General features: G+C 68.9%; 18 protein-coding genes. 7 read left to right on the top strand and 11 right to left on the bottom strand.

Going from position 1 to position 20,565, the window contains the following annotated elements:
* Positions 1-22: 22 nt before the first annotated feature.
* Complete coding sequence (locus DFR72_RS09240; protein WP_090067289.1) at positions 23-1,186, top strand: acyl-CoA dehydrogenase; 1,164 nt, start codon at positions 23-25, stop codon at positions 1,184-1,186.
* Positions 1,187-1,321: 135 nt separating this feature from the next.
* Here DFR72_RS09240 and DFR72_RS09235 read toward each other — a convergent pair whose 3' ends face one another.
* The 3 genes from DFR72_RS09235 to DFR72_RS09225 all read right to left on the bottom strand — a co-directional run bounded on the left by DFR72_RS09235 (position 1,322) and on the right by DFR72_RS09225 (position 2,582).
* Positions 1,322-1,678: a hypothetical protein gene (locus DFR72_RS09235; protein WP_090067290.1), complete on the bottom strand. Its 357-nt coding sequence runs from the start codon at positions 1,676-1,678 to the stop codon at positions 1,322-1,324.
* A gap of 101 nt (positions 1,679-1,779) precedes the next feature.
* Positions 1,780-2,259 (bottom strand): SRPBCC family protein, encoded by a 480-nt coding sequence (locus DFR72_RS09230; protein ID WP_090067291.1) that lies wholly within the window; start codon positions 2,257-2,259, stop codon positions 1,780-1,782.
* Positions 2,259-2,582, bottom strand: a complete 324-nt coding sequence (locus tag DFR72_RS09225; protein WP_090067292.1) for an ArsR/SmtB family transcription factor — start codon at positions 2,580-2,582, stop codon at positions 2,259-2,261. The genes DFR72_RS09230 and DFR72_RS09225 overlap by 1 nt, the downstream gene beginning before the upstream one ends.
* A gap of 313 nt (positions 2,583-2,895) precedes the next feature.
* Between DFR72_RS09225 and DFR72_RS09220 the strand changes: the two genes are divergently transcribed.
* The 3 genes from DFR72_RS09220 (at position 2,896) to DFR72_RS09210 (ending at position 5,455) form a co-directional block, all read left to right on the top strand.
* Positions 2,896-3,828: a trypsin-like serine peptidase gene (locus DFR72_RS09220; protein ID WP_090067293.1), complete on the top strand. Its 933-nt coding sequence runs from the start codon at positions 2,896-2,898 to the stop codon at positions 3,826-3,828.
* Between the two features lie 86 nt (positions 3,829-3,914).
* Complete coding sequence (locus DFR72_RS09215; RefSeq protein ID WP_090067294.1) at positions 3,915-4,679, top strand: META domain-containing protein; 765 nt, start codon at positions 3,915-3,917, stop codon at positions 4,677-4,679.
* A gap of 5 nt (positions 4,680-4,684) precedes the next feature.
* Entirely contained in the window at positions 4,685-5,455 is a 771-nt protein-coding gene (locus DFR72_RS09210; RefSeq protein ID WP_170176184.1) for an META domain-containing protein, read from the top strand.
* 44 nt (positions 5,456-5,499) lie between these two features.
* Here DFR72_RS09210 and DFR72_RS09205 read toward each other — a convergent pair whose 3' ends face one another.
* Positions 5,500-5,760: a hypothetical protein gene (locus DFR72_RS09205; protein WP_090067296.1), complete on the bottom strand. Its 261-nt coding sequence runs from the start codon at positions 5,758-5,760 to the stop codon at positions 5,500-5,502.
* 13 nt (positions 5,761-5,773) lie between these two features.
* Complete coding sequence (locus DFR72_RS09200) at positions 5,774-9,910, bottom strand: hypothetical protein (protein ID WP_090067297.1); 4,137 nt, start codon at positions 9,908-9,910, stop codon at positions 5,774-5,776.
* A 393-nt stretch (positions 9,911-10,303) separates the two neighbouring features.
* Between DFR72_RS09200 and DFR72_RS09195 the strand changes: the two genes are divergently transcribed.
* The gene (locus DFR72_RS09195; protein WP_090067298.1) at positions 10,304-10,720 is read left to right on the top strand and encodes a DoxX family protein; all 417 of its coding nucleotides are present in this window, start codon (positions 10,304-10,306) and stop codon (positions 10,718-10,720) included.
* Here the strand turns inward: DFR72_RS09195 and DFR72_RS09190 are convergent.
* The 3 genes from DFR72_RS09190 to DFR72_RS09180 all read right to left on the bottom strand — a co-directional run bounded on the left by DFR72_RS09190 (position 10,701) and on the right by DFR72_RS09180 (position 14,129).
* Positions 10,701-11,387 carry a TIGR03089 family protein gene (locus tag DFR72_RS09190; RefSeq protein WP_090067299.1) on the bottom strand — a complete coding sequence of 229 codons (687 nt, stop codon included), beginning with the start codon at positions 11,385-11,387 and terminating at the stop codon, positions 10,701-10,703. The genes DFR72_RS09195 and DFR72_RS09190 overlap by 20 nt on opposite strands.
* A gap of 9 nt (positions 11,388-11,396) precedes the next feature.
* Positions 11,397-12,590, bottom strand: a complete 1,194-nt coding sequence (locus DFR72_RS09185; RefSeq protein WP_090067300.1) for an LCP family protein — start codon at positions 12,588-12,590, stop codon at positions 11,397-11,399.
* Positions 12,591-12,659: 69 nt separating this feature from the next.
* Complete coding sequence (locus tag DFR72_RS09180) at positions 12,660-14,129, bottom strand: LCP family protein (protein ID WP_245982693.1); 1,470 nt, start codon at positions 14,127-14,129, stop codon at positions 12,660-12,662.
* A 195-nt stretch (positions 14,130-14,324) separates the two neighbouring features.
* On the opposite strand from DFR72_RS09180, the gene rfbB reads away from it, so the two are divergent.
* Both rfbB and rfbD read left to right on the top strand, forming a co-directional pair.
* On the top strand, positions 14,325-15,311 hold the full coding sequence (gene rfbB, locus DFR72_RS09175; protein ID WP_090067301.1) for a dTDP-glucose 4,6-dehydratase: 987 nt from the start codon (positions 14,325-14,327) through the stop codon (positions 15,309-15,311).
* Positions 15,312-15,315: 4 nt separating this feature from the next.
* A complete protein-coding gene (gene rfbD, locus DFR72_RS09170; protein WP_090067302.1) occupies positions 15,316-16,164 on the top strand; it encodes a dTDP-4-dehydrorhamnose reductase in 849 nt (282 codons plus the stop codon).
* Between the two features lie 237 nt (positions 16,165-16,401).
* On the opposite strand, the gene DFR72_RS09165 is transcribed toward rfbD, so the two are convergent.
* From DFR72_RS09165 to DFR72_RS09155, 3 genes are read right to left on the bottom strand one after another with little or no spacing between them, the layout of a single operon-like run.
* On the bottom strand, positions 16,402-17,493 hold the full coding sequence (locus DFR72_RS09165) for a glycosyltransferase family 4 protein (protein WP_090067303.1): 1,092 nt from the start codon (positions 17,491-17,493) through the stop codon (positions 16,402-16,404).
* Entirely contained in the window at positions 17,494-19,980 is a 2,487-nt protein-coding gene (locus DFR72_RS09160) for a glycosyltransferase (RefSeq protein ID WP_211335360.1), read from the bottom strand.
* A gap of 3 nt (positions 19,981-19,983) precedes the next feature.
* Positions 19,984-20,535, bottom strand: a complete 552-nt coding sequence (locus DFR72_RS09155; protein WP_143086791.1) for a hypothetical protein — start codon at positions 20,533-20,535, stop codon at positions 19,984-19,986.
* Positions 20,536-20,565: the final 30 nt, after the last annotated feature.

Raw genomic sequence — 20,565 nt, 5'->3', positions numbered from 1 at the left:
CTCGCTACCGGGAGGTAACAAGGTGAACCCGAGCTTCGGCACCTATCAGCTCGCCGAGGAGCACGAGGCGCTGCGGGAGGCCGTCCGCTCGCTCGCCGAGAAGGAGATCAAGCCGTACGCGGCCGAGGTCGACGAGAACGAGCGCTTCCCGGTAGAGGCACACAACGCCCTGGTCAAGGCGGGCTTCGCGGCAGTCCACGTGCCCGAGGACTACGACGGCCAGGGCGCGGACTCCGTGGCCACCTGCATCGTCATCGAGGAAGTGGCCCGCGTCTGCGCGTCGTCCTCGCTGATCCCCGCGGTGAACAAGCTCGGCACCATGCCGATCCTGCTCTCGGCCTCCGACGAGCTCAAGCAGCTCGTCATGCCGTCCATCGCCTCGGGCGAGGCCATGGCGTCGTACGCGCTGTCCGAACGCGAGGCGGGCTCCGACACCGCGTCGATGCGCACCAGGGCCCAGCTGGACGGTGACCACTGGGTGCTCAACGGCACCAAGTGCTGGATCACCAACGCGGGCGAGTCCACCTGGTACACGGTCATGGCCGTGACGGACCCGAACGCCCCGAAGAAGTCGCAGGGCATCTCGGCCTTCGTCGTGCACAAGGACGACGAGGGCTTCTCGGTGGGCCCGAAGGAGCGCAAGCTCGGCATCAAGGGCTCGCCGACCCGCGAGATCTACTTCGAGAACTGCACCATCCCGGCCAACCGCATCATCGGCGAACCGGGCACCGGCCTGAAGACCGCCCTGCGGACCCTGGACCACACCCGCCCCACCATCGGCGCCCAGGCAGTGGGCATCGCGCAGGGCGCACTGGAAGCAGCGGTCGCGTACGTCAAGGACCGCAAGCAGTTCGGAAAGTCCATTTCGGACTTCCAGGGCGTCCAGTTCATGCTCGCCGACATGGCGATGAAGATCGAGGCAGCCCGCCACATGGTCTACGTCGCCGCCGCGAAGGCCGAGCGGGGTGAGCCGAACATCGGTTTCATCACCGCCGCCGCCAAGTGCTTCGCCTCCGACGTGGCCATGGAGGTCACCACCGATGCCGTGCAGCTGTTCGGCGGCGCCGGCTACACGCGTGACTTCCCGGTCGAGCGGATGATGCGGGACGCGAAGATCACGCAGATCTACGAAGGTACGAACCAGGTGCAGCGCGTGGTCATGTCGCGCGCCGTGCTCAACGGCTGAGGCTTTGGCGGTCGGTCTGGGGGCGCAAGCCTCCAGACCGACCACCACCCCAGGTTCCTCGACCGCGTCACAACCCCAGTCGCGAGACATTTTCCGGGCCGTACAACACGGCCGTAGCCTTCAGCGGCCCGAGCATCAGGCAGCCAGGCAGGTGCCGATCGCCTCCCCGACAGCCCCCTTGGCTCCCAGCACGCAGGGCGAGGTGGGGGTGATCGACTTGTCGGCGAGCTGCTGCGAGTACGCGACGGCCACGCTCATCATCCGACTCGGACTACCGCTGTCCCGGGCAGCCTTCACCGCTGCGGAACGGGCTTCCTCGGTCGTGCACGACAGGTCCGTGCCGAACTTGTCGACGCGCGGCAGCCACAGGGCCTTCGTGCCGGGCGCGCACGGCACGATCTCCCAGCGGGTGTCCGGGGCCGCGTGAGCGAGGGGAGCGGACAGCACGGCGAAGCCGAGCATGATGGCCAGAGCCACGAAGAAACGTCCCATGTGCCCGAAGGTAACCACGAATCCGCGACCCGACCGGGCGAAACGTTGCCACAAAAGGTGGTTACGCTGTGGAAGCAGCCACAGTGGACTGTCCTGGAAGGTCAGAGCGTGGCCAGGACCTCGCCCAGGCGCTCGTAGGAACGGCCCGCGCCGTCCGACATGCCCGACGCCAGCACCGCGTCACGCGCTTCCTGCGACACCAGGCGCATCGTGGTGGTCATCGTCGTGCGGCCGTCCTCCTCGACGAACGACACCGTCGACACGGCCGGCGGGTTGTCCGCGAAGATCTCCGTGTTCACGAGGCGCGAATGCGGCGTGACCTCGGTGTATTCGCCGTGCATCTCGAACGCGCCGGAGCCGTCCGGCTGCGCCCAGCCGTAGCGCCACTTGCCGCCCACTCGCAGGTCGACCTCGCAGATCGGCATCTCCCAGCCGTCGGGGCCGAGCAGCCAGCGCCGCAGGAGCTCCGGCGTGGTGAAGGCCTTCCACACCAGCGACGCGGGGGCGTCGAAGGTGCGCGTCATCGCGATCTCGGTGTCGGACGGCAGGGTGACCTCGGTGCCGAACTTGGTGGTGCTCATCAGTCGTTCTCCTTCATCTCGGTCAAGAGTGCGTCCAGGCGTGCGTAGCTCGCATCCCAGAAGCGGCGGTAGTTCTCTGCCCACACAGCAACCTCCCGAAGAGGTGTCGCATCGAGCTGGCAGGGCCGCCACTGGGCCTCCCTGCCGCGGGTGATCAGGCCTGCCTTCTCCAGCACGCGCAGGTGTTTGGAGATCGCCGGGCCGCTGATGTCGAACGGCTCGGAGAGCTCCTTCACCGTTGCCGGGCCCTCGGTGAGCCGCGCGAGGATCGCCCGGCGGGTCGGGTCCGCCAGTGCGGCGAAGGTGGAGCTCAGCTGGTCCATCTCGTACCTAACCACTTGGTTATCTAACCTCTGGGTTAAGTAGACCCACGACGGCGGGCGCTGTCAACCCTCAAGTTCAAGATCAACAACTTGGATAGCGCTTTCCGATGCGGCGCATTCATGTCGGAAATGACCCGTACGGACCCCTTTCTAAAGGGCGTGGAATGCGAACAAGTCCGAGTGGAGCAATTTCTGGGAACCGCTGGACAGCAGGTCAGAGGCGTCGCTACGTTCGAAAAGCCGCAAGTCCACCTCTTTTGGTGAGGTATTTCGAATGAGAGCGAAAAGAACTGTAACTTTAGTGTTTGGATTTGTGCTGGCCGCTTCCGTTTTCGTGCCGACCGCGCAGGCGGCACCGAACGGCAGCGCTGCCAGCCAGGCCAGAACCTCCGACAACAAGATCCAGACGGCCGCCGCGGCCGAGCAGTACTGGACCTCGGAGCGCATGGCCAAGGCGATCCCGGCTCAGGCTCCTGCCACCGTCCAGGCCTCTTCCCCACGCCAGCCCTCGGGTCGTGCGGGCAGCATCGAGGGCGTCGCACCCTCGGTGAAGGTCAAGGCGGAGCGGGCGCAGGGCATCGGGACGATGCTGAACGAGGCGTCGACGGTCGGAAAGGTGTTCTTCACCAACCCGGTCAACGGCCTGAACTACGTCTGTTCCGGCGCGACCGTGAGCAGCACCAAGAGGAAGCTGGTCCAGACGGCCGGGCACTGCGTGCACGGTGGCGCCGGTGGCCAGTGGATGTCCAACTGGGTGTTCGTCCCCCGCTACCGCGACGGTGCGCGCCCGTTCGGCACGTGGAGCGCGTACACGCTCAGCACTCGCACCGCCTGGATCAACTCCAGCAGCAGCGACGAGGACATGGGCATCGTCGTCATGAACACCCTCGGCGGCAGCTCGATCGCCAACGTCGTGGGTGGCAACGGGTTGCGCTGGAACTGGGGCTACTCGGTGGCCGTCACGATCCTCGGCTACCCCGCGGGTGCGCCGTTCAGCGGTGAGCTGCAGTACTTCTGCCAGGGCACGACCTGGAACGGCCACGGCCAGCAGGTGCGGGCCTGGTGCAACATGACCGGCGGATCGTCCGGCGGTCCGTGGCTGCAGGAGTACAACGACCAGAACGGGCTGGGCTACATCAACAGCGTGGTCAGCCACCGGCACGCAGACGCGAGCCAGATGGACGGGCCGTACTTCGACAACGACGTCAAGAGCCTCTACGACTTCGCCGAGTCGCTGTCCCCGTGACATCGAATTCTCCGTTGGCCGGACGCGGAAGATCCCGCGTCCGGCCTTCGGGCAACCCCAACGCCACGACGTTCCGTCCTACGCGCATGAGCAACCGAATCGCGCTCGTCGTCCTGCTCCTCGCCGTCACCGCGGCCTGTGGCAGCCCTTCCGCGGGCCAGGGCGCCGACCTGCGGGGCAAGGTGTACGTCTCGTCCTCCGTGACCGAACAGGGGCAGCCGCGTGCCATGGTCGAGGGCACGCGGGTGGAACTGAGGTTCACCGACGACGGCAGGCTCCTCGCCCAGGCCGGCTGCAACCAGATGCAAGGCCCGGTGGATCTGGACGGCGGCAAGCTCTCCGTCACCGACCTCGGCATGACCGCGATGGGCTGCCCCAAACCCGAGCTGCACCAACAGGACGACTGGCTGTCGAAGCTGCTCGGAGCCACACCGTCCTGGAAGCTGGACGGCACGAACCTCGTGGTCTCCGGCTCGAACGCGGAGATCGTCCTCGCGCCGGAACAGCCCGCGACCCTGGAGGGCGCCTGGACCGTCAACGGCCTCGCCACGCGGGACGCGGTCTCGTCCGTCCCGGCCGGGGTGAAGGTCACGATCACCTTCAAGGGCGGCAACATGGTGGTGGACACCGGCTGCAACCTGAACGGCGCCGAAACGCCGTACGTGCTGGAGGGCCAAGTGATCAAGGCCGAGCTGGGCACGAGCACCCTGAAGTCGTGCGGCGCGGTGGACGAGGTGGAGAACGCAGTCCGCGCGACGTTCGAGAACGGCGAGGCGACCCACGAGATCGACCGCGCCACGCTGAGCCTGACCAACGCGTCCGGTACGGGCCTGAAGCTCGGAAAACAATGAGGCGCATGGGTTCCCGGCTTCTCGTCGCCCTGGTCCTGCTGGCCACCGCGTGCGGAACCGCTGGAGGAGGAAACGGCGTGCAGGGCAAGGTGTTCACGTCCACGTCCGTCACCGAACAGGGCAAGCCGCGCGCTCTGGTCGAAGGTACGAAGCTGGAACTGAGGTTCACCGCCGACGGCAGGCTGCTCGCCACCGCCGGCTGCAACCAGATGCAGGGCCCGGTGAACCTCGACGACGGCAAGCTCACGGTCACCGACCTCAGCACCACCGACATGGCCTGTCCGGGCGAGGGCCTGCACGAGCAGGACGAGTGGTTGGCCGAGCTGCTCAACGGCAAACCGTCCTGGCGGCTCGACGGCCCGAACCTCGTGCTCACCGGAGCGAACACCGAGATCGTGCTCGCGCCGGAACCTCAGGCACCGCTGGAAGGCGTCACCTGGACCGTCGAGGGCATCGTCACCCAGGACGCCGTGTCGTCGGTGCCGGACGGCGTGACGGGCACGGTCTCCTTCAAGGACGGCCACATCTACGTGCAGGGCGGCTGCAACAGCGGCTCCACGGACTCCACCGGCGCCGAGAAGTACGAAGTGGACGGTCAGCGGGTCACGTTCGGCAGCAGCCTCGCCATGACCTTGATGATGTGCTCGGAAAACAAGATGAAGGTGGAGGGCGCCATCCTCGACACCCTCGGACTGGGGGAGGTCACCTTCGAGATCGACGGCGACACCCTGACCCTGATGAACGCGAACGGCGCAGGCCTGAAGCTCCGGAAATGACGGAACCGGGCCGGGCGGAATGCCCGGCCCGGTTCACGGGTGGATCACCAGCCGTCGCGCTCGCGTGCTTCCGCGGTCCGGCGGGCCTGGGTCGCCTCGAAGCGCGTGGCGTCCGCCTCGCTGATCTCCACGACCTTGTAGTCGTCCCGGCCGGTCTCGATGCGGTCCATCAGATCGGTGCGGGACCACTGGAGGTCGATCTTGAAGCTCTCCGCGAACTCACCACCCACGCGCACCACGGCGAACGGATCGTCGAGCGTGTCCGGGATGCCGATCAACGCGTAGTACCTGTACTTCCTGACCATCGCTGTTGCTCACCTACTTCGGTTTTCCGACCCACACGAAGTCGGGAATGCTCAGGAACCCCGGCGAGACTTTCACGTCGGCGAAGAGCAGCGCCGACTGCGCCTTCGCGAAGTCCACCTCCAGCCGGGTGAGGCCGGGGATGCGGGTCAGTTGGTACCACGGGTGCTCGATCGTTTTCGCGAGCAGGCTGCTCTCCGTGTGGAACTGCATCTCGAAGAGGTGACCGGTCTCACGATCGCGCCAGGTGGTGTTGACGCCCTTGTACGCGTGGACGTCGGCGTTGTTCAACCAGGCGTTCTTGACCTCGACCTTGTCGAAGGCCGCCTCCATCTGCTTGATGGCCGACTCGACGCCCGTGACGTAGGCGACGTCGTCCAGCACGATGGTGTACCGGACGCTGTCGTTGATGTAGGGGAGGATCTTCGACATGTCAGGGTTCTCGGCGTACTTGCCGGCGACCTTGCGCTTGAGCGAGTCGACCGACTTGAGAGCTTGGGCCTCGCCGTACAGCCGGCCGGTGTCCACCTTGCCGGCGAGCGTCCTCATCTTGGGGGTGAGGTCCGCCTCGAGCTTCACCGCGATCTTGCGGAAGTCGTTCACGGCCGTGTTGGGGCCTGCTTCCAGCCTGAGCGGCTGGCCGAACTCCTCCGCGGTCCAGACGCCGGTGACCTTGTCCTCGACGCCCTCCACGTTCTTCGTCGTGTCCGGCGGTTCGATCTTCTCGATCTTCTCGAACTTGAACTTCGCGCCCTCGATCTTGGCGAGGCCGTTCTCGAGGGTGATCTGCAGCTCGGCCGCTTTCGGGTCCTTCTCGATGCGCGCGACCGAACCGTCCAGCTTGGACAGGTCGCCCTCGGGCACGAGTTCGACGTCACGCAGCTTGTAGAGCCTGCCGTCGAGGTGGACGAACCCGCCGGTCAGCTTGGCCACGCCGTTGTTGACCGCGACCTGCAGCCGGTTGACCTGAGCGAAGTCGCCGGGAAGCCGGTTCGGGACGTTGTCCGAGACCTTGATCAGGAACGTGCCGAACTCGCCGACGTCCTTGGCGATGATGGCGGTCGCCCGGCTGATCGTGTTCCGGACGACGTTGAGCGCGCCGGACAACGCGTTGCCGCCCAGCGGGCTGGTGACGACGTTCGCCAGCACGTCGAACATCGACAGGCCGAACGCCTTGCCGGGGTTGTCGTGCCAGACGTCGAGGTGCACCAGCTTGTACGGGTTCTGGGCGACGTCCTTGAGGCCGGCGACGATCTGCGCGCAGGCCGCGACCGACGACTGGCCGCCGACGTTCAGGCAGTTCCCGAGCGTGACGATGCCCTGCCAGGTGTTCTTCGCGCCCTCGACGAAGCCGTCGACGGCGTTCTTCGCGAACTCCCCGATCTTCCTGGTGGCGTCCTCGAAGTCGCGGCACGCCTGCTGGTCGCCGCCCTGGCAGTTGATGCCCTTCGCGATGTAGTTGCCGGTGCCGGTGATGCCGTCGAGCCAGAGTTCGGCGTACCGCACCTGCATCTCGACGCAGCCCGGTGCGAGCGGCGAGATCCCGCACTGCAGCAGCTTCCCGAAGCCGTCGGTGAACTGCTGGTTGAGCTCGTTCTGCTTGCGCTGGGCGTCCGCCGTGATCTTCTTCTGCGCTTCCTCCGCGCGTTTCTTGAAGTCGGTGAACTGGTCGAGCGCCGTGCCGACCTCGTCGCTGAACTTGTGGATCGACGCCGTGGCGTTGATCGCCCACTGGTGGATCTGCTCGGCGGCGGCCGCGGCCTGACCCGCCGTCTGCGCGGCACTCGTCGCGACGGCTGCCGCGCTCGCCGCGCCGACGGCATCCGCGCGCGCTGACGACGAGTGCTGCGCCGCCGTGTTGGCGGCGGCGTGTGCGCCCGCCGCGAACTGCGTGGCCGCGTTCGCCGCGACGGTGGCGGCGACCGCGTCCTCGGCGGCCTGCTGTGCCGACTTGGCGGCGCGGGCGGCCGCCTCGTAGGCGGGCTTGACCTCGGCGACCGCGCGGTCCGCCGCGAGGGTGGCGTCCTGCGCCGCCTTCTGGGCCTCGGCCGCCTTCTCCTGCGCGGCGCGGGACTGCTCCTCGCCGATCAGCAGTGCCTTGGCGGCCAGTGCCAACGCCTTGCGGGCGTCGGCGTTGATCCCCGCGTACGGCCTCGCGACGAGGTCGGTCATCCGGGCGGGATCGATGATCAACGAGGCCGAGGCGGCCGCTGCCGCTGCCGCCCGGTCGGCGATCGCGGACTGCCAGACCGCCGAGTTGGCCTCGGAGATGGCGGCTTCCGCCTCGTACTGCGTCTGCTCGGCGGCGGCCAACGTGGCGACGGCGACGTTGGCCGCCTCCATGGCCAGGCGGTTCGCGTCGTCCGCGGCACGGCGGGCGGTCACGGCCTCCTGCTCGGCACGGCTGGCGGCCGCGCGGGCGTCCTGGGCCGCCTTCGCCGCCTTCTGCGCCTCGGCGGCCGCAGCCGCGGCCGCCGCCTGGGCACGGCTCGCCCACGCGGCGGAGGCGTTGGCCTCGGAACGGGCCCTGCCCGCCGCCTCCGCGATGTCCTTCGTCGCCTCGTCGGCGTTCTTGCCGGCCGCGATGGCCTCTTCGCGTGCCTTCCTGAGGCCTGCCTCTGCCTGCTCGGCGAAGGTCATCTGGCCCTGGCAGACCGAGGTCGCCGTCTTGAGCTCACGGCCGGTGCGCTGGACGGCCTCGATCGTTTCCTGCTCGCGCACGCCCGCCTTGACCGCGTCGTTGCGCGCGGCGACGGCGGCCTGCGACCTGCCGACCGCGTTCGCCGACGCGGACTGCGCGGCGAGGCGCTGGTTGCGCGCGTTGACGGCGTGCTGCCGCGCCTTGGCGGAAGCGGCCTCCGCGACCCGCTTCTGCTCCGCGGCCTTGTCCCGCGCGGTGGTCGCGATGCCGAGTTGCACGCGGGCCGCCGTGGCGAGCGCGGCGGCCTGTTCGGCTCCGCGTTCGGCTTCCTGCCGGTACTTCTTCGCGTTCTCGGCGTGCTCCTGCGCGCCGGCGTTCGCGTCCAGAGCACGACTGTCGGCCAGCGTGGCCTCGGCTGCGTGCTGCGAGGTCTCGGCGGCCCTGGCCGCGGCCTCCACGGCGGCACCGATGGCGATGGTGACCTTGGCCCAGTCCGCGCCGTTGGTCATGCCGGTCTCGATCAGTTGCACGCCCGCGCTCTGCGCACGGGCGGTCGTCCCGGCTGACTCGACGGCGATCCGTGCCGCCCTGTTCGACCACTCCGTCGCCTCGGCGCGCAACGCGTCGATCTCGGCGGCGCGGCCCCGCTGACCGTGCGCCCGGCCGGGCTTGTCGTCGCGGTGGATCTCGTCGGCCTTGTGCGCGGCCCTGGCGGCCAGGTTCAGCGCCAGCGTCACGTCGTCGAGGTTCTTGACCGCGTCGATGTTGGCGCGCAGGATCTCCGCCCGCGCGTTCGCCGCCTTCTCGGCGCGCCGTGCGACCGCCTCCAGGTCGGTGATCGCCTTGTTGCGGTCGATCAGCGCCTGCTCGATGACGGCCTGGAAGTCGTGGTCGCGCTGGTTCGCGACGTGGTACCCGGTGAGGTAGAACTCGCGGATCAGCGCGTAGTCACCGCGCAGGAGCAGCGGCGTGCCCTCGATCTTGACCTGCGGGCCGCCCATCTCGACCATCATCTTGACGCGGGCGATGATGCGGTCCTGCTCGGCCTTGTCGTCCTCGGCCTGCTGCTTGTCCCGCTTGAGCGCGATCTCGTAGCCGTACGCCACGAAGTCCCTGATCGCGCGATCGCCGGCGTTCAGCGCCGCTTCCGCGCCCGCCTTGACGTTCGGACCGCCCGTGCGCGCCCATTCGACGACCTTGGCGCGGTTCTGCGCGGCTTCGACGCGCTTGCGCTCGTCGGCCTTGGCCCTCGCCTCGGCCTCGCCGTGGTCGAGGAACCAGAGCAGTTTCTCCTTGGTTCCCACGGCAAGTGCCGCCGCGGCGGCCTCGCGGACCTCGACGTCCTCTGCGTGTTCGGCGATGTCCTGCACGAGTTGCTTGTAGAACTCGTGCTCCTCGTCGACCGGATCAGCCGGTGGCGGGTCCTGGCTCTGCTGCGTGAGCAGGGGTGCGGGTGCGGCGACGGCGGGTGCGACACCCCCGACCAGTGCCAGCAGGACCGCGAGGACCACGGCTGTGCTCGCTCTGCGTCGCCACCAGGCAGCGCTGAACTCTCTTGCGTCTTCCACTCGTCACTTCCCCCAGGCAGGTGCGGATCACGGGCACGCTGAGGGAATGGCTGCCGCCCGCGGACGTGCGGGCACGCGCGGTCGACGCCTCATGAATCCCCCCAGGAACCACGATGTGGCACGCGTTGTTTAACACGCATCACACCCGGCCTGTTCAACTGCGTCAGCCGTGCCGGACCAGGACTTCGTGCGCCCGCGTGCCTGCCCTCCGACCTGCGAACCTAAGGACTCGCTGTCGGCTTCCTGTCGGAACCATGAGGTCGTTCAAACCTGCACTAGTTTTGGTTCGAGGCTGAACGACCTACAGCCGAACGACAGGATCGGGGAGCAGACATCATGGTCAAGGACGTCGCCGCACTCATCGGGCGCATCGCCGTCGGCATCGTGTTCGTCGCGCACGGCTGGCAGAAGTTCACCGAGTACGGCATGGCCGGCACCGCCGGGTCGTTCGACAAGATGGGCGTGCCGCTGCCGTCGGTGTCCGCGTGGTTCGCCGCGTCCGTCGAGCTCGCCGGTGGCCTCGCGCTGATCGCCGGGCTGGCACTGCCGATCGCCGGCGTCCTGCTCGCCGTCAACATGCTCGGCGCGTGGCTCCTCGTCCACCTGCCGAACGGCCTGATCGGTGAGGGTGGTGCGGAACTGGTGATCGTGCTCGGTGCCGCCGCTCTCGCGCTCGGCTTCAACGGTGGTGCCTACGCGCTGGACCGCGTGCTGTTCAAGAACAACAAGGTGCTCAACCCAGCTGCTGCGTGACCTTCTCGCTGTCCCGGCGCGCGGCCAGCAGGCCCGCGTCGGGATTGCTCACCTGCACGAGTGAGCCGCCGGCCGCGAGCACGGCCAGGAAGCCTTCCAGCACAGCGGTAGACGAGTCCCACTCCAGAGTGGACAGCACGCGCGGTTCGGTGCCGAGCGCGGCGCCCAGTTCGCGTGCCCGAGCGATCACCTCGTCCACAGTGGACTCGTCGAGTGCGGGCGTCGATCCCGCGACCGGTTCCCACGGCATGAAGTCGTCGCCGTGCACGCGCACGTCGTCGGCGTAGTCGACCGGGGCGCCGGAGCCCAGCCCCATGGGGTGCAACGAGGCCACGGCCACGACGTCCGCGTCCGCCGTGCCTCCGGGCGGCACCACGGCCACCTTCGCGCCGGAGAAGCCCGCGCCGACCACGCGGGCGCCGCACCACCAGGCGCCGAGCAGCAGGCCCACGGTCTGCCAGTGCGCGGGCAGCAGCACCGCCACCGGGTCACCGGGCTCGACGTCGTGCTCGTCACGCAGCCAGTTCGCCGTCTTCGCGGCCCAGTTCTTCACCGTCGCGCGCGAGAGCTCGATCCGCGTGCCCGCCGCGTCGTCGTAGTGCGTGATCAGCGGACGACCCGGATCGGCCTTGAGCAGGGGCGTGAAGAGGATCTCGGTCACGCTCACGCGGTACTCCTAGTCGACGCAGGGCACATCTTGTCGGGCGGCGGCTGCGACAGCGGGCGCGCCGTCCAGCGAGAGCAGCTTTTCAGGGCCGAACCGCGACGGGGTACTCGGGGTCGTCGACGAGGGAGCGGGCTTCGGGGTCTCGCCGATCAGCTGGGCCACCCACGCCTTCACCGCCTCGCGGTCGACCGTCACGATGCTCTGCCCTCGCTCGTTGCGGCCGTCGATGCTGGTCACCGGGATCGTGGCGAACTCCACGTTGCCCGTCGCGAGGCCCTGCGCCTGCGTCGCCAGCGTCGCGATGTCGAGCTTCTGGTCCACGACGACGGACTTCGACACGGCGTCGAGCAGCCCGCTCATCCTGCCGGGATCGGTGAACGTGCCCGCCGACAGCAGCTGCTTCATCGCCTGCGACATGAACACCTGCTGCCGTGCGATGCGACCCAGGTCACCACCGGGCATGTTCCGCTGCCGCACGAACGACAGCGCGTCACCGCCCGAGATCGTCTGCGGGCCCGCGCGGAAGTTCGCGCCGGAGTTCGGGTCCGACGTGCCCGCCTTCAGGCACACCTGCACGCCGCCGATCACCTCGGTCAGCAGGTAGAAGCCGTAGAGGTTGATCTCCGCGTAGTGGTCGACGCGCATTCCCGTCAGGTCCTGCACTGACTGCACCAGCGCCTTGCGCCCGGCCTCGTCCGACTGGCGCTCGCGCTCCTGCTGGTCGCTCACGCCCTCGGCCTGCAGCCGTTCGGCGGTGAGGTGCTTGACCGCGCCGTACGCGGAATTGATCTTGTCCTCGCGGTAGCCGGCGATCGGGACGTACGTGTCGCGCGGGATCGAGATCGCGCTGGCCTTGCCGCCGTTGCGGGGGACGCGCATCACGATGATCGTGTCGGTGTTCACCGTGTCCGTGCCCTCGGTGCGCAGCTTGCGCAGCACGTCCGCGGGAAGTGGCCGGCCCTGCGCGTCCGTCCGGCTGTCGCTGCCCACCAGCAGGATGTCGAGCGCGCCGTCCTCGGCCGGCGGCGAGTTCGGGATGTCCTCCAGCACCTGGAGGATCTGCGTGGTGTTGGTGTTCTCCTTCACCAGCCGCAGCGCGGTCCAGAAGTAGCCGGAGACCGCCAGTGTTGTCACGGCCACCAGCGCGACCACCGTACGGCCTATGACCCGTGCGGTCTTCTTCGCGCGTGCGGCAGTGCTCAACGTCTGACCCTTCGTGGACTGTGTTTGCGTGCTCAGCGTAACTATCGGAAGAGCGTTACGCCGGGCGTTTCAGTTCACGCAGACCAGTCCGCCCGCCGTGATCGGCGGGGTGCTGCTCGAGCTCGCGGCCGTCGACGTGCCGGGAACGCCCTGCGGTTCGACGTCCGAGTCGTCCGGCGTCTGGTAGTCGCCGCCGACGAAGACCTGGATCTGTCCCTTTCGGACGGACGCGTCCTCCTCGACGCCCACGCCGGCGCCGAGTTCCGCGGCGACCTTGCGCGCGGAGCCCTCCTCGCCGACCGCGTGCCGCACGACCGTGGTGTCGCTGTTCTGCGTGGCCGAGGCGACCGGGCCGCGCTGGAAACCCTTGGCCGTCAACGTGTTCATCACCTGCGTCGCGAGACCCTGCACTCCAGCGGCGTTGTAGACGGCCACGGTGATCGCGGAGTTCGGCGGCGCGGGCAGGCTCGTGCTCGTCGTCGGCGGGGTGCTCGACGTGCTCTTGTCCGCCGCCAGGCTGGTGAGGAACTTGCGGACCTCGGCCGGGTTCACCGGCAGCACGTTGCCGTCGCTGTACGTGTCCGTCGGCTCGCCCACCGGAATGGTCTTGAACTCGAACTTGCCGCCCACGAGGCCCTGCATCTGCTCGGCGAACGTGGTGATGTCCCAGCCCGAGCTGAGGATCACGGACTTCTGCACGGCCTCGACGAGTCCGTTGAGCTTGCTCGTGTCCGTCAGGGTGCCGGTCGACAGGACCTTCTTCGCGAGGGCCCCGATGAACACCTGCTGGCGCACGATCCGGTCGAGGTCGCCGCCGGGGAGGTTCTGGCGCTGCCGCACGAACGACAGCGCGGCCGCGCCCTCGATCGTCTGCTGGCCCGCCTGGAAGTTCGCGCCGGAGTCGCGGTCGGAGGTGGGCTCCCTCAGGCACACCTCGACGCCGCCGATGGCCTTGGTGACCTCGTAGAAGCTGGCGAGGTTGACCTCGGCGTACCGGTCGATGCGCACCGCGCCGCCGGACATGCCCTCGATCGTCTTGATCAGCGTCTTGCGGCCGGCGGCCATCGACTCGGTGCGGATGCGTGCCTCGTCCGTCACGCCCTGTGAGCGCAGCTCCTGGTCGACGGTGTTGCGCTGGCGGGCGAACGCCGAGTTGAGCTTGTGCTTGCCGAACCCGTCCGCCATCTCGACGTAGGAGTCGCGCGGGAACGAGATCGCGACCGCGCGGGTGCCGTCGACCGGGATGTGCACGAGGATCATCGTGTCGGTGTTCTGCTCGCCGTCGGGGATGCCGCCGTTGAGCAGGGCCAGCACCTCCTGCGACAGCGGGTTGCCCTGCGCGTCCGTGCGGCTGTCCATGCCGACCAGCAGGATGTCGACCGCGCCGTCGAGCGGCTTGGGGCCCTGCTGGGCGAGCTCGTCCGAGATGACCTCGGTCTTCACGATCCCGTCGTTCGTCGTGCGCAGCTTGTTCCAGCCGTACGACGTGATGAGGAGCACAGCCGTCGAGACGAGGGCCACGAAGATCTTCCCCGTCACCAGGAAAGCGCGAAGGGCCGCAGACGGCCGGTTTCCGACCACTCTGACGGGCAGACTCCTGCCTTCCACAGCCGTTTCCTCCCCCACCACACTGAGTTTAGTCGTTTATAAGTCACACGACGTGACGTTGCTGTGGGTTGCAGCGATCAGGTAGGTGACAGACTGCTGTCGGGGTACACCACGGGAGGAAATGGCATGCGCGTACTGGTGACAGGTGGGGCCGGTTTCATCGGCTCGCACTACGTGCGGGAGTTGGTGAGCGGGTCCTACCCGGCGTTCGCCGGTGCCGAAGTCGTGGTGCTCGACAAGCTCACCTACGCGGGCAGCGAGACCAACCTCGCGCCGGTGGCGGGCAAGTTCGAGTTCGTCCAGGGCGACATCTGCGACGCCGCCGTGGTCGCCGAGCAGATGCGCGGCATCGACGTGGTCGTGCACTTCGCGGCTGAATCGCACGTCGACCGGTCCATCACGGGATCGGCGGACTTCGTGCTCACGAACGTCCTGGGCACGCAGACGTTGCTGCAGGGGGCCCTGAACGCGGGCGTGGGCAAGTTCGTGCACGTCTCGACGGACGAGGTCTACGGCTCGATCGAGGAAGGCTCCTGGACCGAGACGCACATCCTCGAACCGAACTCGCCGTACTCGGCCTCCAAGGCCTCCTCGGATCTGCTCGCCCGCGCGTTCCACCGCACTCACGGATTGCCCGTGAGCATCACACGGTGTTCGAACAACTACGGGCCGTACCAGTTCCCCGAGAAGGTGATTCCGCTCTTCGTCACCAATTTGATCGACGGCCGGAACGTGCCCCTCTACGGCGACGGCCTGAACGTTCGTGACTGGCTGCACGTGGCCGACCACTGCCGCGGCATCCAGCTCGTCGCCGAGGGCGGCCGGCCGGGTGAGATCTACAACATCGGCGGCGGCACCGAGCTCACCAACCGCGAGCTGACCGAGAAGCTGCTGGAGGCGACGGGCCGCGACTGGTCCGCCGTCGAGCCGGTGCAGGACCGCAAGGGCCACGACCGCCGCTACTCGGTCGACATCTCCAAGATCGCCTCCGAACTGGGCTACGCCCCGCAGGTCGACTTCACCGTCGGTCTCGCCGACACGGTCGAGTGGTACCGCGAGAACCGCGCCTGGTGGGAGCCGCTCAAGGAGCGCGCCGCGCTGGTGAAGGGCTGACCCGGTGATCCTCGTTCCCGGAGGTCGTGGCCAGCTCGGCCACGACCTCGCCGCCCTGTCCGCCGACGTCCGCGCGGTGTCCTCCGCCGAGCTGGACGTGACCGCGGTGACGGCCGCCGACCTGGCCGGCGCCTCCGCGGTGATCAACTGCGCCGCCTACACCGCCGTCGACGCAGCCGAGACCGACGAGGAACGCGCGTACGCGGTCAACGCCGTCGGCCCCGGTCTGCTGGCGCAGGCGTGCGCTTCCCTTGGCATCCCGATGATCCAGGTCTCGACGGACTACGTGTTCTCCGGCGACGGCGATCGGCCGTACGAGACGACGGACCCGGTCGGCCCGAAATCCGCCTACGGCCGGACGAAGCTCGAAGGCGAGCAGCGCGTGCTGGACGCGGGCGGTTACGTCGTGCGCACCTCGTGGCTGTACGGCGTGCACGGCTCGAACTTCGTGAAGACCATGGCGGCGCTGGAGTCCTCGCGACCGGCTCTGTCCGTTGTGGACGACCAGGCCGGTGCGCCGACGTGGTCGCACGACCTGGCGGCCGGACTCCTCGAGCTGGTCTCGGTGCTGCCCGAGACGCGTCTGCTGCACGCGACCGGCGGCGGCCAGACCACGTGGTTCCGGTTCGCGCAGGCCATCTTCGAGGAGCTCGGCGCCGACCCGGCGCGGGTGCGGCCGTGCACCACGGCGGACTTCCCGCGCCCGGCCCCGCGACCCGCCTACTCGGTGCTGTCGGGTACGGCGTGGGCAGCAGCGGGACTACGCCCTTTGCCGCACTGGCGCAGCGCCCTTTCGGAGGCGTTCCGGGCAGGGGTGGTAGCTCCCCGTACCGGTGCTGCGCCATTGGAGTGACCGGTCTGGCACGGTAGTTCCAAGTGCGGGACCCTTTTCGGCATGTTCGATTCCGGGCGCCAACCTCAGCGTCCCGCGACAGAGGATTCCGATCGGCAGCGCTTCCTGAAGTGCGTTGCTGTTGTCACGGGTTCGCGACAGGTGTCGATGAGTCAGCTCGACAAGCGTTCACCGAGGCCGCACTCTCGGTGAAGTAGTTGGGGCGTCAGGGTTTCCTGACGCCCTCCAGCACGCACGTCAGGCCCGGCTGCGCCGGTACGCCTCGACCGTCTTCTCCGCGCACCGACGCCAGGTGAACCCGGACGCGTACGCACGCCGTTCGGACTGCGCCTCCGGTGTGGCCGGCGCCGCGACGGCCTGAGCCAGGCCGTCGGCCAGGGCCTCGACGTCCCCGACCGGCACGTGCAACGCGTGCCCGCCGGCGACCTCGCGCAGCGCGGGCACGTCCGAGCACACCACAGGAACGTTGCAGGCCAGTGCTTCCAGCACCGGCAGCCCGAAACCCTCGTCGCGCGACGGCAGCACCAGAGCCGTCGCCCCGGCCACCACCGACCGCAGGTGCACGTCCGGCAGGTAACCGGTCCGCAGCACCCGGCCGTCCACGCCGGCCCGGCCCGGTCCGACGATGACGAGCGGCGGCAGCGACGGATCGGACGCGTGCGCCTTGACCAGGTATTCGAGGCCCTTGCGCGGCCCGTCGGCACCCACGAACAGCAGGTACTCCGAACCCAGCCCCAGCCGGCCGCGCAACGTCGTCGACGGCGGCCGTGAGGCGAACCAGGCGGGGTCGACGCCCAGCGGCGTCACCATGATCTTCTCCAGCGGCACCGAGAACCGGTCCGCGACGACCGAGGCGACGGCCGCGGTCGGCGTGCAGATCACGTCCGCGCGCTGCGCCGACAGCCGGACGAGCTCCGGCAACCGGCGGTCGGACGCGGGCAGGTCGCCGGGAGAGTCCAGGAAGGCCAGGTCGTGGATCGTGACGACCTTGCCGGCCCGAAGCGTCGGCGGCAGCACGAAGTTCGTGGCGTGCATGACGTCGGTGAACCCGGTCAGCACCTCGACCGGCGGGAAAGGGGCGCGCAGCCACAGCTGGCGCAACGCCCGTGCCGACACGGGCAGGCCGCGTGCCGTCACATCGTGCGGCAGCACCGTCCGCAACGCGCGCCAGCCGCGCAGCGTGAACGCCACCGCCCGCACGTCGACGTCGTCCGCCATCGACGCCAGTTCCTCGGCCAGCGCCGCTGTGTAGCGGCCGATTCCGGTGCGGTTTCCGAGCAGGGGGGTGCCGTCGAGCAGCACCCTGAGGGGTTTAGGGGATCTCGCCATTTACCTGCCACCACGCGCGATTTTCCGCAGACGCCCCGTCGCCCGCTTGGCCAACTCGGTCGGGCCACCCGCGTCCAGGTACTCGCGCACCAGGAGCAGGTCCCGCTTCACCTTGTCCGCCTTGCTCAGCCCCGGTGTGCGCACCATGGGGGCCGAGCCGGGCAGACGGTCCGCGGCGGGCCTGGGGTTGCGGCAGAACTCGGCCAGTGGCGCGAGTGCCGTCTCCCAGGTGAACCGTTCGCGTACGACGGCGATGCGCTCACGGCACGCGGCCGCGAACTCCTCGTCGTAGAGCACCTTCTCCAGCGCGTCGGCCAGTGCCTCCGGGTCCTCCGGTGGCACCACGACGCCCAAACCCTCCCGCAGCACCAGGTCCGCGAACGAGTCGCCGGACGTGGTGACGATCGGCAGACCCGCCCACAGGTAGTCGAGCACCCGCGTGCGGAACGCGAACGTCGTCTCCACGTGTTCGTAGTGCGTGGTGACACCGCAGTTCGCGTCGAGCAGCCAGTTCTGCCGCTCGGTGTAGGGCACCCACCCGTCGTTGAAGAACACGGTCTCGCCGGTCAGCCCCAACTGTGCGGACAACGCCCGCGTCTGGCCGGCGATGTCCATGTCCGGGACCTCGGGGTTCGGGTGCTTCATGCCCAGGAAGTACAGCTTCGCGGACGGCTGCCGCCTGCGCAGGTGGTCCATCGCCTCGATCAGCGACAGCGGGTCGAACCAGCTGTAGACGCCACCGGCCCAGATCACGACCTTGTCCGCGTCCGTGACGCCCGGCACGACGCCCTTGATCGCCGGGCCGGTGCGCTGCGGCGGCTTGCCCGACAGTCCGAAGGGGACGATGCCGAGCAGCGACTGCGTCGTGGGGTCGTTGTCGTACAACGTCGGCGTGAGCCTGCCCAGCGCCGCCAGGTGGCCCAGCCAGAAGTGCCGCTGCCGTTCCGACGCGCACAGGAAGAAGTCGCCGCGTTCGAGCTGCGTGTTCAGCACCTTCGTGACGGCCGCCAGGTCGAGGGCGCGCTTGTCGTCCGCGTTGTCCTTGCCCTGTTCCAGCATTTCCAGGTGCATCGGGTCGTACATGTCGCAGACCACGATCTTGGTCGACGACTGCTTCTTCAGCTCTCCGACCATCTCCAGCGCGTGGCCCTGCAGCACGACCACGTCCGCCCAGGCGACGTGCGGCGGCAGTTCCTTCGGCCGGGCGCGCTCGACGCCGAACGGGGCGTCGGGCGGCGCGCACAGCGGGTTCGTCGTGACCAGCCGCACCTGGTGCTCGCCGGACAGCACGTCGGCCATGTGCCAGGCCCGGATCGCGGGGCCCGCCATCCGGTCCGAGATGGCGTCGCCGGTGATCACGAGGACCTTGCGCGGCTTGCCGAACACCTCGTCGAGGCCCAGCACGTCGACGAGGACGTCGTGCGCGGCGAGGTAGCGCGGCAGGGGATAGGCGGGTTCCAACGCCTTGCGCATCAGCGGAACGAGGTCGGTGTCCGACATCCGGCGGGCGGCCTGCTCGACCTTGCGCGACTCGGCCAGCGACGGCATCAGCTCGACGAACTGGTCGATCGCGAGGAACCCGGCGAGCGCCTGGCGCGACACCCCGACGGGCTCGCGGTCGGAGGCGGGGTCGGCCGGGCGGCGGGTGATCTCCAGCTGCGTGGCGTCGATCTCACCGCGCGCCGTCGCCCGGCGCACGCACAGCGCGAGCGCGGCCGGCAGCACCTTGGCCAGCGTCTCGTCCGAGAAGTTCTTGTACAGCGACATGAGCGCGTTGCGCTCCAGCAGGTACAGCTCGCGGCTCTCGTGGATCGAGCTCATCGACGCGTGGTGGCGGTGGAACGTGAGCGACGCCGGTTCGTAGCGGACCCGCCAGCCGCGCAGGTTGAGCCGCCAGCCGAGGTCGACGTCCTCGTAGAACATGAAGAACCGGTCGTCGAACCCGCCGAGCTCGCGGTAGACCTCGGCCCGCACGAACATCGCCGAGCCGGTGCCGAACAGCACGTCCTTGGGGCCGTCGTGGCTGCCGTCGTCGGCCTGGCCGGCGTGCCGCTTGTAGCCCATGCCGAACCAGGTCAGCCCGCCGTCGACGAAGTCGATCTTCTCGCCGTCCCAGTCGAGGACCTTGCTCGCGACCGAGGCGACCGCCGGTTCGGTGTGGAAGACCCGGATCGCGGCCTTGACCCAGTTCCGGTCCGCGCGCGCGTCGTTGTTGAGGAACGCGAGCACCCCGCCCGTGGCGTGCTCGACGCCGAGGTTGCAGCCGCCCGCGAAGCCGAGGTTCTCCGGCGAGGTGACGATCTTGACACCGGGCAGTGCGGCCTGCAGCCGTGCGGTGTCGTGCGCCTCGTTGTCGACGACGATCACCTGGAGCAGCTCGGCCGGGTAGTCGACGTCGGCCAGGCCACGCACGCAGGTGATGGTGTCGTCCGCACCGCGGTAGTTGACGACGACGACGGACACGACGGGCAGAGAGGCACGATCCACGCGCTAAGCCTGCCTCATCACTCTGCGCGCCCGCAGTGTGGTTGCACAGATCAGGAGCAAGACGACGGCAACGGGCACGCCGAAGACCCACTCCCCGGACCAGTCGTTGCGGTCGGCGAGCAGTGGCCGCATCAGCGGGTGCCGCAGCACGGTGGCCGGACCGGGCTGCATCCGCTTGTCCTGCTCACCCCGCACGACGATCCGCAGCTCGGCGCCGTCCGGGCAGGTGACGTGGTGCGCGAAGACCGGGTTGTCCGGCCCCGGCACGTCCTCGACGGCGGTGATCACGCACGTCTGGGGCGTGGCGAGGACGTCCATCAACGCGCGGTGACCGTCGCCGACGAGCACCGCCGTGCCGGGGATCACGACCATGAACGCGGGCAGCACGAGCCACGCAGGCCCGAGCTTGCCGACGCCCCACGCGAACGCCAGCGACAGCAGGCAGCACGGCACCAGTACCGCGAGCTCGTACTGCTCGGGCGCGACGGCGCCCAGCAGGACCGCGGCGACGACGGCGGCGAGCCCGGTCACGATGAGTGGTACTGGCCGTCTCACGGCTGCTTCCTGGTGAGTCATCGCTGCGGG

Origin of the sequence: Lentzea flaviverrucosa (assembly GCF_003350445.1) — a bacterium.
GTDB lineage: Bacteria > Actinomycetota > Actinomycetes > Mycobacteriales > Pseudonocardiaceae > Lentzea > Lentzea californiensis.
This window is presented reverse-complemented; position numbering and strand designations above follow the sequence as displayed.

Excerpts from the sequence above, each read along its gene's own strand:
- DFR72_RS09235 (WP_090067290.1), bottom strand. The coding sequence starts at position 1,678 with ATGGGACGTTTCTTCGTGGCTCTGGCCATCATGCTCGGCTTCGCCGTG.
- DFR72_RS09230 (WP_090067291.1), bottom strand. The coding sequence starts at position 2,259 with ATGAGCACCACCAAGTTCGGCACCGAGGTCACCCTGCCGTCCGACACC.
- DFR72_RS09225 (WP_090067292.1), bottom strand. The coding sequence starts at position 2,582 with ATGGACCAGCTGAGCTCCACCTTCGCCGCACTGGCGGACCCGACCCGC.
- DFR72_RS09215 (WP_090067294.1), top strand. The coding sequence starts at position 3,915 with ATGAGCAACCGAATCGCGCTCGTCGTCCTGCTCCTCGCCGTCACCGCG.
- DFR72_RS09210 (WP_170176184.1), top strand. The coding sequence starts at position 4,685 with ATGGGTTCCCGGCTTCTCGTCGCCCTGGTCCTGCTGGCCACCGCGTGC.
- DFR72_RS09205 (WP_090067296.1), bottom strand. The coding sequence starts at position 5,760 with ATGGTCAGGAAGTACAGGTACTACGCGTTGATCGGCATCCCGGACACG.
- DFR72_RS09195 (WP_090067298.1), top strand. The coding sequence starts at position 10,304 with ATGGTCAAGGACGTCGCCGCACTCATCGGGCGCATCGCCGTCGGCATC.
- rfbB (WP_090067301.1), top strand. The coding sequence starts at position 14,325 with ATGCGCGTACTGGTGACAGGTGGGGCCGGTTTCATCGGCTCGCACTAC.
- DFR72_RS09165 (WP_090067303.1), bottom strand. The coding sequence starts at position 17,493 with ATGGCGAGATCCCCTAAACCCCTCAGGGTGCTGCTCGACGGCACCCCC.